At 33.4% G+C, this 11194-nt stretch carries 6 protein-coding genes; 3 read left to right on the top strand and 3 right to left on the bottom strand.

Annotated elements, in window-relative coordinates:
* The first annotated feature begins 344 nt into the window (after positions 1-344).
* The 3 genes from pykF (at position 345) to B6C84_RS11270 (ending at position 5460) form a co-directional block, all read left to right on the top strand.
* On the top strand, positions 345-1757 hold the full coding sequence (pykF, locus tag B6C84_RS11280; protein WP_034902737.1) for a pyruvate kinase PykF: 1413 nt from the start codon (positions 345-347) through the stop codon (positions 1755-1757).
* 111 nt (positions 1758-1868) lie between these two features.
* The gene (ppk1, locus tag B6C84_RS11275) at positions 1869-3926 is read left to right on the top strand and encodes a polyphosphate kinase 1 (protein WP_065651120.1); all 2058 of its coding nucleotides are present in this window, start codon (positions 1869-1871) and stop codon (positions 3924-3926) included.
* A gap of 10 nt (positions 3927-3936) precedes the next feature.
* Positions 3937-5460 (top strand): Ppx/GppA phosphatase family protein, encoded by a 1524-nt coding sequence (locus B6C84_RS11270; RefSeq protein ID WP_217332157.1) that lies wholly within the window; start codon positions 3937-3939, stop codon positions 5458-5460.
* A gap of 113 nt (positions 5461-5573) precedes the next feature.
* Here the strand turns inward: B6C84_RS11270 and B6C84_RS11265 are convergent, their stop codons facing one another.
* The 3 genes from B6C84_RS11265 to B6C84_RS11255 form a co-directional block, all read right to left on the bottom strand.
* Entirely contained in the window at positions 5574-7034 is a 1461-nt protein-coding gene (locus tag B6C84_RS11265) for a DASS family sodium-coupled anion symporter (RefSeq protein WP_086354309.1), read from the bottom strand.
* 87 nt (positions 7035-7121) lie between these two features.
* Positions 7122-8084: an FAD:protein FMN transferase gene (locus B6C84_RS11260; protein WP_086354308.1), complete on the bottom strand. Its 963-nt coding sequence runs from the start codon at positions 8082-8084 to the stop codon at positions 7122-7124.
* 18 nt (positions 8085-8102) lie between these two features.
* A complete protein-coding gene (locus B6C84_RS11255) occupies positions 8103-10871 on the bottom strand; it encodes a flavocytochrome c (protein WP_086354307.1) in 2769 nt (922 codons plus the stop codon).
* Positions 10872-11194: the final 323 nt, after the last annotated feature.

Below are 11194 nucleotides of genomic sequence, written 5' to 3'. Positions count from 1 at the left end.
GATTATATGTAACTTAAAAACCCCTCTCCTCAAAATTTTTATAAAATCTATCGTTATTATCCAATCTGTTATCTTATACTAATTGTATAAACTTAAAACAGATTTAGTGATAAAAAACTTTATTTAAAATAGAGTTAAGTCTATAATGAAGCCAATTTTTTGAGGATCTAAATTTTAATGAAAATAGTCAATTTTTCAGACACTGAAATAAAATTAAGTAACTATTTTTCAGTTGCTAGATCCTTCTTATATCCCTTTCAATCCAATGTAAATACTTTGCATTTAGACATATACCCAGTTTATATGAAATTTAAACATTAACCTTAACAAGTAGTGATAATATTATGAAAAAGACAAAAATCGTTTGTACTATAGGACCAAAATCAGAATCAAAAGAGATGTTAACCAAATTATTAAATGCAGGCATGAATGTAATGCGTTTAAACTTCTCTCATGGTGATTATGAAGAACACGGTAATCGAATCAAAAATTTACGTGAAGTAATGCAAGAAACTGGCTTAAAAGCGGCAATTATGTTGGATACTAAAGGTCCAGAAATCCGTACTATTAAGTTAGAAGGTGGTAATGATGTATCACTTGTTGCTGGTCAAACTTTCACTTTTACTACCGATGAAACCGTAGTTGGTAATTCAGAACGTGTTGCGGTTACTTATAAAGGTTTTGCTCAAGATCTTAAACCTGGCAATCGTGTTTTGGTTGATGATGGTTTAATCGCTATGGACGTTGTCGAAATCAACGGTAACGAAGTTGTCTGTAAAGTACTAAATAATGGTGATTTAGGTGAAAATAAAGGTATTAACTTACCTGGCGTTTCAATTAAATTACCTGCACTTGCTGAAAAAGATAAAAATGATTTAATTTTCGGTTGTGAGCAAGGTGTTGACTTTATTGCTGCATCTTTTATCCGTAAACGTTCTGACGTTGAAGATATCCGTGCTCATCTTAAAGCTCACGGTGGTGAAGAAATTAAAATTATTTCTAAAATTGAAAACCAAGAAGGTTTAGATAATTTTGATGAAATTTTAGAAGCTTCTGACGGTATCATGGTGGCTCGCGGTGACTTAGGTGTGGAAATCGCTGTTGAAGAAGTTATTTTTGCTCAAAAAATGATGATCAAAAAATGTAATAAGGCGTCAAAACCAGTTATTACTGCAACACAAATGTTAGACTCAATGATTAAAAACCCTCGCCCTACTCGTGCTGAAGCTGGAGACGTTGCTAATGCAATCATCGATGGAACCGACGCAGTTATGTTATCAGGTGAAAGTGCTAAAGGTAAATATCCATTTGAAGCAGTAAATGTGATGGCTACAATCTGTAAACGTACTGATGGTACTATTCCTGCTAAACTTGAGTTAACAACCAAAGAAGAAACATTACGTATTACTGCTGCAGTTTGTTGTGGTGCAGTTGAAATTGCTGAACGTTTAAATGTGCCATTAATTGTTGTTGCGACTCGTAGTGGTAAATCTGCTCGTGAACTTCGTCATTACTTCCCGACAGCTCGTATTTTAGCATTATCTTCAAGTCAAAAAACAGTTAATCAATTAGCATTATCTAAAGGTGTTGAACCAATTTTAATTGATGCGATTAACTCAACTGACGATTTCTACCGTTTAGGTAAAGAAATGGCAGTTAAAGTTTGTAATGTTAAACAAGGTGATACGATTGTTATGGTATCAGGTGCATTGGTTCCAAGTGGTACTACTAATACAACTTCGGTACACCGTATCTAATCATTTTAAAATTGTTTAAATGAATAATAAAAAGCTAGCGATGTGCTAGCTTTTTTTTTAACATGCGTTATGCTGTTAGATATTCAATTTGTGGACTGGACCAAATAAGACATGATTATAGAAAAAGTATATTTACCCAAAGAACTCAGTTGGTTATCCTTTAATCAACGTGTACTACAAGAGGCGGCTGATGAAAGTAATCCTCTTATAGAACGAATCCGTTTTTTAGGTATTTACTCCAGTAATCTAGACGAATTTTATAAAGTTCAATTTGCAAACTTAAAAAAATATGTTCTTATTGAGCAAGAACAATCTCAATCCACCTCAAATGCGAAACATTTATTAAGACAAGTTAACCAAAAAGTTATTCAACTTGAATTACAATTTGATCAGCTCTATAACGAACTATTATTAGAAATGGCTAGAAACCAGATTTTTCTAATAAATGAGAGGCAACTTACTAGTTATCAAGAAAATTGGATAAAAAATTACTATAAGCAAAATCTAAGACAATATATCACCCCTATTCTTCTTGATAGCCATACTGAATTGATCCAATTTCTCAAAGATGATCATGCTTATTTGGCAGTGGAAATTATTTGTAAAGACAATATTAGTTATGCCTTATTGGAGCTGCCTACCGACAATGCTCCTCGTTTTGTTTTATTACCATCGGAAGTTTCAACCAAAAACAAATCAATTATCTTTTTAGATAATATTTTACGTTACTGTTTAGACGATATTTTTAAAGTCTTTTTTGATGCTGTTGAATTAAATGCTTATTCAATCAATATTAATCGTGATGCGGAATATGAATTAAATAGTGAACTAGATAGTTTACTAGAATTAATGTCACAAGGATTAAAACAACGTTTAACCGCACAACCGGTACGCTTTACCTATCAAAAAGATATGCCTAAAGCATTATTTGAATTATTGATTAATAAGTTAAAATTAACAGAACAAGATGCAATGCCAGGCGGACGTTATCCTAATTTTAAAGATTTAGTTAACTTTCCTGATTTAGGCGTTAAAAATTTACTTAATAAACGTTTACCTAGCCTTGCTTATAATCGATTCAAAAAATTTAGGAATGCTTTTGCGACTATTAAGGATCGAGATGTATTGCTCTACTATCCTTATTATTCATTTGGTCATGTACTTGAGATCATGCGTCAAGCCTCTTTCGATCCAGCTGTGACCCATATTCGTATGAATATTTATCGGGTTGCGAAAGATTCCCGATTTATACACGCAGCAATTAATGCCGCCAATAATGGTAAAAAAGTTACAGTGGTGGTTGAACTACAAGCTCGTTTTGATGAAGAGGCAAATATAAAATGGGCTAAAAGATTAATTCGTAGTGGTATCAAAGTTATCTATTCACAACCAAAACTTAAGATCCATGCTAAATTGTTTTTAATTGATCGACGAGAAGAGGATAAAATTATTCGCTATGCTCATATCGGCTCAGGTAACTTTAATGAAAAAACAGCACGAGTCTACACCGATTTTTCACTATTAACTTCTGATCCAGCCATTACCGATGAAGTTATTAAAGTATTTAATTTCATTGAAAATCCATTTAAACCTGTTTCATTTAATCACTTACTGGTATCGCCACAAAATACTCGTCAACGTTTTTATGAGTTTATTGAACGTGAAATTAATAATGCCAAAGCAGGGAAACCTTCTGGTATTTATTTAAAATTGAATGCGATCACCGATAAAGAGATGATTGACCAACTTTATCGAGCTTCATGTGCCGGTGTAAATATTAGAATGATTGTTAGGGGAACTTGCGTTTTAGTTCCTCAGATCCCTAATTTAAGTGAAAATATCTATGTAACGAGTATTGTCGATCAATATTTAGAGCACGCTCGGGTGTATATTTTTGAAAACGATGGAAAAAAAGACACTTATATTTCATCAGCTGACTGGATGCCTCGTAACTTAGATAATCGAATTGAAGTGGGTGTTAAAATTTTTGATCCAGTTTTAAAATCTACTATACATGATATTTTCAATTTGCAATGTAATGATAATGTCAAAGCTAGGATCATCGACAAAGATAATATGAACAATTATGTACAACGAGGCAATAAGAAAAAAATAAGAGCACAACATGCCATTTATGATTATTTAAAACACATGGAATCATCGGTTTAAGGATTTTAACGTGAATAAATTTAATGAATATGCTGTCGTCGATTTAGGCTCTAATAGTTTTCATATGATTATAGCTCGTAATGTAGATGGAGCTAGGCAAATTATATATAAACATAAAAAGAATATTCATCTTGCTACTGGATTAAATGAAAATAATGAATTAAGTGAATCAAGTATTAATCGTGGTATTGAATGTTTAGCGTTATTTGCAGAACGATTAAACGGATTTCCAGCCGAAAATGTAAGAATTATCGCTACTTATACTTTACGAATTGCGAAAAATAGACTTAAATTTTTAAACGAAGCAGCTAAAGTATTACCATACCCTATTGAAATCATTTCTGGTCAAGAAGAAGCCAGACTTATTTATCTCGGTACAATGACAGCAGAGTCCACCAATGAAAACGATAGCAAATTCGTGGTTGATATTGGTGGTGGCTCTACGGAAATTGCCATTGGTAAAGGTAATAATCTAAAACCTATACTGGTAGCTAGCAGACCAATGGGATGTGTCACTTACACTAAACAGTTTTTTCCGCAAAAGAAAATTGATTATCAATCATTTCAACAAGCAAAATTAGCTGCCGAGCAACAAATTGAAAATTTAATCAACCTAATAAAAAAACAAAATATTAGTGCTGCTTTCGGTACATCCGGTACCATTAAAAGCATTTATAAAATTTTACTCGATATTGGGGTTAGCGACGGAATTATTACCCCTAAACGTTTGGATGATTTAATCAGTTATGTATTAGAATTTAATTATTTTCATGAAATTGATTTTCCTTCTCTATCCGAGGAAAGAAAAAATGTTTTTGTCAGTGGATTAGCTATCTTCAGTGGCGTCTTTAATGCATTAGGTTTAGAAGAATTACAATTTAGTCCAAGTGCTTTACGTGAAGGTGTTCTTTATGAACTTATTGATGGCCCTAATTATCGAGATATCAGACAAACAACAGCTGAATCGCTATCGCAACACTATAATATTGATGAACGCCATGCTAAACAAATTGTGAAAACGGCAAAATACCTTTTTTCTCAATGGAAAGCGCAATCTTTAATGATCATACCACCAAGTGTTGAATCCATTTTATATTGGGCAGCACAATTGCATGAGGTGGGGTTAAAAATTAACTTTTCTTCGATCCATAAACACTCTAGTTATATTCTAAAAAATAGTAATTTACCGGGGTTTAATGAAGAACAGCAATTATTATTATCAACGTTGGTTCGTTACCATCGAAAATCGATTAATATAGAAGAATTTCCTTATTTTAGCCTGTTCGAATTTAAACATATTATTGCCATGTTACAAATTCTCAGATTATCGATACTCATAAACAATCAACGTAGTCCCGATCTAGATCTCAATGCTTTTAAGTTAATTTTGTCGCAAGAAAAATCCACTAAAATGACACTAACGATAGATAAGCTGTTTGTTGAAAATAATAGGTTGATTCTATTAGATTTGGAACAAGAGAAAAAATATTGGAAATCGGTAAATAACTGGAAATTATCAATTGAAACTTTATAAGATTTTACTTTATTAAGGTAAAAAACCGCCATTTGAAGTGACCCCCCAATAGTTGGACAACCAATTACTGGGGGGCTTTTTATTTGTCGATAACAGTAGAGATTATAGAGGTTTTAACCTAATCCAATAATTTTCCACCATAAAATACCAACGGTGAAAACAATAATTAGATTAACTACACTACAAATAAAGCCTACTTTCCACCAAGTTTTTACCGGTACAAATCCTTCAGCAAATAATAATGGATTTCGAGCATTTGCAAACTGAGTAAGAGAACCAAAATAATTGGTACAAATGACTAAAGCAAAAATAGCAATTAATTGCGGTACTCCTAAGGCAATAGCAACCGATAAGAACACGGGGAACAGTGCCGCAATATGTGCATTACCACTGGCAAAGAAATAGTGTAAATAAACATAAGCTACACATAGAATAATAATAACAAAAATCCAACTACTATCACCTAAATGGCCTTTTACTGCTGCACCAATGGTATCGCCTAACCATTTAGTTACACCAAGTTTATTAACTTGACCAGCCATCATTAACAAAGCAGCAAACCAGATTAATGTATCCCATGCCGCTTTTTCACCTTTGATATCATCCCAACTTAATACACCAGTTAAAATTAAAATAGTTAAACCAATAAATGCGGTTGTAGTTGAATCAATACCAATATTTTTACCAAAAATCCAAAGTGCTAATAATAAAACGACTGTAGCACCCATAATGATTTCTTTTAAGGTAATTGAACCCATTTTCTTAAGTTCTTCAGCAGCTAATTTTGGTGCTTCGGGTGTTTTTTTCAATTCTGGATTAGTTAAAAAATAAATAACTAAAGGAATAACAACAAATGACACTAAACAAGGAACAATTGCAGCAATAAACCATTGTCCCCAACCCAAAGTGATACCAAGTGATGAAGTCACTAATTTAGCTGCTAACAAATTACCAGTAAAGGCAGTTAAAAACATTGCCGAAGTAATATCGTTAACATGACTTATCGTTAGCATTAAAAAAGTACCAATACGATTTCTTGATTCATCTTTAGGATTTGAATTAAAGTTGATTGCTAATGCCTCAGCAATTGGATAGATTACCCCACCAGCTCGAGCCGTAGTACTTGGAATCGCCGGCGCTAAAGCAACATCGGTTACTGATAATCCATAAGCTAAACCTAAGGTGTTTTTACCTAAAATTTTAACTAAAAAATAAGCAATACGTTTACTTAAACCAGTTTTAATAAACCCTCTAGCAATCATAAACGCGATAACAATCAACCAAATTAAACTACTGTTTAATTCACTTAATGATATTTTGACTGATTCGGCAGCGGTTGTCGCTCCTGATGGTCTAAGAACAGCAAATACCGTAATAGCTAATAATCCAATTGCGCCTATAGGCATGATTTCTGCAACAATACAGGCGATAGTTGCCACAAATATAATACTTGTTCGCCACCCTTCTATACTAATACCTTCTGGTGGAGATATAAAAAGCCATAATATTGCCGATATTCCTGCAATAATAATAAGAGGAAGCCATTTAACTGGCGGTTTTTTTACTGTACTCATAATATTTCCTTTTAAATTAAATATCAATTTAATCAAATTGATAATGAAATGATATAATTTGTAAAATCTTTATTTTATTCGCAATATCTAGCTTATTTGATATTCTTGGTCGAGCAGTTGAAAAGCAAAATTATCAGGATTGACTATCTTTATTGTTTTATCCTTCAATAAAAATATAGCAGATAAATTTTGCTGATTTTTCAATAATTGTTTAGTCTTTTCAGTACCAAATCCATATAAGATTGTTGAATAAATATCTCCCTCAAGGGATGTATCCGAAATAATGGTTATACTTTCTAATTCATTATCTAAAGGATAACCCGTTTTAGAATCCAAAATATGATGATAAACATGTTGGTTTTCAATAAAGTAACGTTCGTAAGTTCCTGATGTAACTACGGATTTATTTTTTACTTTAATAAGACCGACTAACTCATTTTCGATTGAGGAAAAGGGTTTTTTTAACCCAATATGCCAATAACCTTCAGCATCAATGGGTGAATCGCCTATAGTTAGCACATTACCTCCTAAGTTTACTATTGCCTGATAAACATTGTGTTGTTGCAAAACAAGTTTAATCACATCGGCAATATAACCTTTGGCTATTGCCCCCAAATCAATCTCCATGCCAGCCTTTTTTAAAAATACCGAACAAGATTTAGGATCTAATTTAATATCATTAGGATCGATCAAAGATCTCTTTTCAACAATTTGCTCAGGATTGGGGACCTGATGCCCAGAAAAACCGATCTTCCAAAGTTTAACTAATGGGCCAATAGCAACATTAAAGCAACTATCTGGCATTAAACTGACTTTCCAAGCTTGCTCAATAAGCGAATAAACGGCATGACTAACTCTAACCGGATGTTTTCCTGCCGCATTGTTGATTGACATAACTTCCGATATGGGTCTATTAACCGTTAATTTATTTTCAAGCTGATTAATGGTATTAAAAACATGTTGCACAACGGTTTCATTAGGCTCAAAAAGCATTAATGATACCGTTGTTCCCATCATAGCTTGAGTATATTCATAGCGTGAATGATGCATTCAAAAATTGCTATTCAGTTATTGATGAATATAATCTGTCGCTTGTTTTCCTGCTTGCATACCAAAAATGATAATATCGGCTACGGCATTACCTCCGATACGATTGGCGCCATGTACACCACCAACAACTTCACCAGCAGCAAATACCCCACTGATGACATTTTTCTCGTTATCAAGAACCTGAGTTTCAGTATTAATTGTTACCCCACCCATAGTATGATGAATACCTGGAGCAATTTTGATTGCATAAAAAGGAGCTTTATCAATTGGATGACGTAAACCAGTAGTTCGACCAAAATCTTCATCTTGTTTGTTATTAACAAAATAATTATATCGTTCAATGGTTTTATGTAAGGTATTGGCATCAATTGACAGTTTTTTCGCTAACTCATCGATTGAATTAGCTTGCACAGTTAGATCTTGCGATACATATTCCTCAACAGACTTATTTTCATCACGAATTTGTTGATCAAATAAAATATATGAATAATGTTCAGGCAACTTAATGATTTCGGCAGATACTTTGTCACGTGTATTTAACTCATTAACAAAACGTTCACCTTTTTGTGATACTAAAATAGCACCACCACCACGAATTGATTCAGAAATTAAGTAAGATGTAGTCTGCTCAACAGTTGGATGAATTTGAATTTCTTTCATATCCACTGTTCCGGCACCTAATTTTTCTAAAATCATAATACCAGAGCCAGTTGCACCTTTGTGATTTGTGGTGACAAATCCTTTAAGATCTGGACGATATTTTTCAACCATTTCATGATTAGCACTAAAACCGCCGGTAGCAATTATAACTGCTTTAGCTTTTATGGTTTGTATTGAACCGTCTTCTTCAGTCACCTTAACACCAACAACTTTATTATTTTCAGTAATAATTTCAGTTACATTACAATCAAGCATTACTTCAATGCCACGTCGATTAATGTTTTTAACTAAACCACTAATTAAAAAACCGCCGACTGCAGCACCACTAGCAGGACGATGAGTACGATCAATACTCATACCACCAGTAGTTGTAATACCGCTGAGTTCAATGCCATTATTATCTAACCAATCAATAGCATCAGGGGCATTCTCAACAAAATAGCGTAATAGTTCTGGATTATTTTTGTTTTTTCCGCCAATCATGGTTTCTTGATAAAACAGATCTTTACTATCAACAATACCTTTAAGTTTTTGGAATTTGGTTTCCGCAGCATTCATACCTGCAGAAGCTTTATTGGTATTACCGCCAATAACCGACATTTTTTCAATCACAACAACACTAGCACCTAGGTCATGGGCTTGAATTGCTGCAGCAAGACCGGCACCACCACTACCGACAACAACAACATCATAGGCTTTAGCATTTGGATCGCCACCTTCGGCAATAATCGCTTCTTTGTTTGATTGAGCCATTGCCTTAGTAACTGCTTTTTTGAAGGCTTCACTTTGTGATGTAGCTCCAGAAATCGCATCTACATGAGGACTATTTGACTCAATAATGCGATGCTTAATTTCTGAAAAATTATTTAATACCTCATGATCAAAATTATTGGCATTAACTAATTGCATATCTTTGATAAAATCTTTACCAAGCTCAACATTAATCACAAATTCATAAGACTCATCATTGACTTTTTCTTGATAATTTCCTGGTTTAAACTTTTTAACATTCAAGTTCACATCACGAATTAAACTTTCGACAAGTGAAAAATGCCACAAAGGTTCTGGAATATTAAGTTCTTCTCGTTTGTCACTATTGATGAATAACTCTAATTTTTCACCTTTCATGATGCGATCAGTCCAATCTGGATAAGCAATACACGCTCGGCCAACTGCGACAAAGTCAAATCCATTATCTAATGCGGCTCTAACATCACTTTCATTAACAACGTTGCCCACCCCAACAACCGGGATTTTAGCTAAAGTTTCTGAACGCATTGCTATATATTTATTAATTAATGGTGTTGGATCTTGAGTATCAACTATCGAAGGCCTTAAAATTGCCCCCATTGAAAAATGAATATAATCCAAGCCTTTCTCAGCAAGCTTTTCAAGTAAATACATTGAATCATCAAAACGAATCCCCGGCTCTTCTATTTCTTCTGGTGAGAAACGGTAACCAACAATAAAGTCTGAATTTGCATACTGTTTGACCATATTATAGGTAATATCTAGAACCGCTAATGGGAATCGAGCTCGATTATCACGACTACCTCCCCATTTATCATTTCGTTGATTTGAATTTGGTGAATAAAATTGTTGAATCAAATAAGTATTAGCACCATGAATTTCCACGCCATCAAAACCAGCTTGAATAGCTCGACGTACTGCTTGACCAAACTTATCAACCATTTGATCAACTTCATCGGCAGTTAATTCTATCGGTGTAGCTGCTCCCGGTCTTGGTGCCGCAATAGCACTTGGACCAACTGGAGTTTGACCACCAATGAGTTTAGGTTCAACCATTCTACCGCCATGATAAACTTGAATAATCGCTTTTGAACCTTTTTCTTTAATAGCTTGAGCTATTTTTGCCAGACCTTCAATTTTATCATCGCTATCAAGACCGATTGCACCAGGGAAAGCTAATCCTTTATTATCGACAAAACCACATTCAACAATAATTGAGCCTATTTCTCCAGCTCTTGCTCGATAATATTCAATTAAATCACTTGTAACCGAGCCTTCATAAAACCCTGAGCAAGTGGTCATAGGTGCCATCATAATGCGATTTTTTAATGCCACTCCATTGGGTAAGGTTACTGATTTGAAAATATCTTTTTTCATTTATTTATACCTAATATTTAATATTAAAATTAAAATTAAAATTTTGGCGTGCATAATACCATCTCAAATGTCTCTTCTCCACTTACATAAGTTTCATTAGTCAAAAAATATCATTTTTTCGACAGGAAAATATCAAATGTTTTTAGTGGTTTAATTACAAAAATTATAAAATCAAATCAAATGACTACTCATTTCTTATCGAATTTGTTGGCTTATACAACTATTTTAGGTCAGACAGTCTAAAAAAAAACACTATAACTATTTCATTTACTTATATATTTTTATCAATATAGCACTTGAACTTTATTTATATTCAGCTAGAA

Origin of the sequence: Gilliamella apis (assembly GCF_002142155.1) — a bacterium.
GTDB lineage: Bacteria > Pseudomonadota > Gammaproteobacteria > Enterobacterales > Orbaceae > Gilliamella > Gilliamella apis.
This window is presented reverse-complemented; position numbering and strand designations above follow the sequence as displayed.

Bases quoted from the DNA above. Each gene is read 5' to 3' on its own strand.
- ppk1 (WP_065651120.1), top strand. From the start codon at position 1,869: ATGATTATAGAAAAAGTATATTTACCCAAAGAACTCAGTTGGTTATCC.
- pykF (WP_034902737.1), top strand. From the start codon at position 345: ATGAAAAAGACAAAAATCGTTTGTACTATAGGACCAAAATCAGAATCA.
- B6C84_RS11265 (WP_086354309.1), bottom strand. From the start codon at position 7,034: ATGAGTACAGTAAAAAAACCGCCAGTTAAATGGCTTCCTCTTATTATT.
- B6C84_RS11255 (WP_086354307.1), bottom strand. From the start codon at position 10,871: ATGAAAAAAGATATTTTCAAATCAGTAACCTTACCCAATGGAGTGGCA.
- B6C84_RS11260 (WP_086354308.1), bottom strand. From the start codon at position 8,084: ATGCATCATTCACGCTATGAATATACTCAAGCTATGATGGGAACAACG.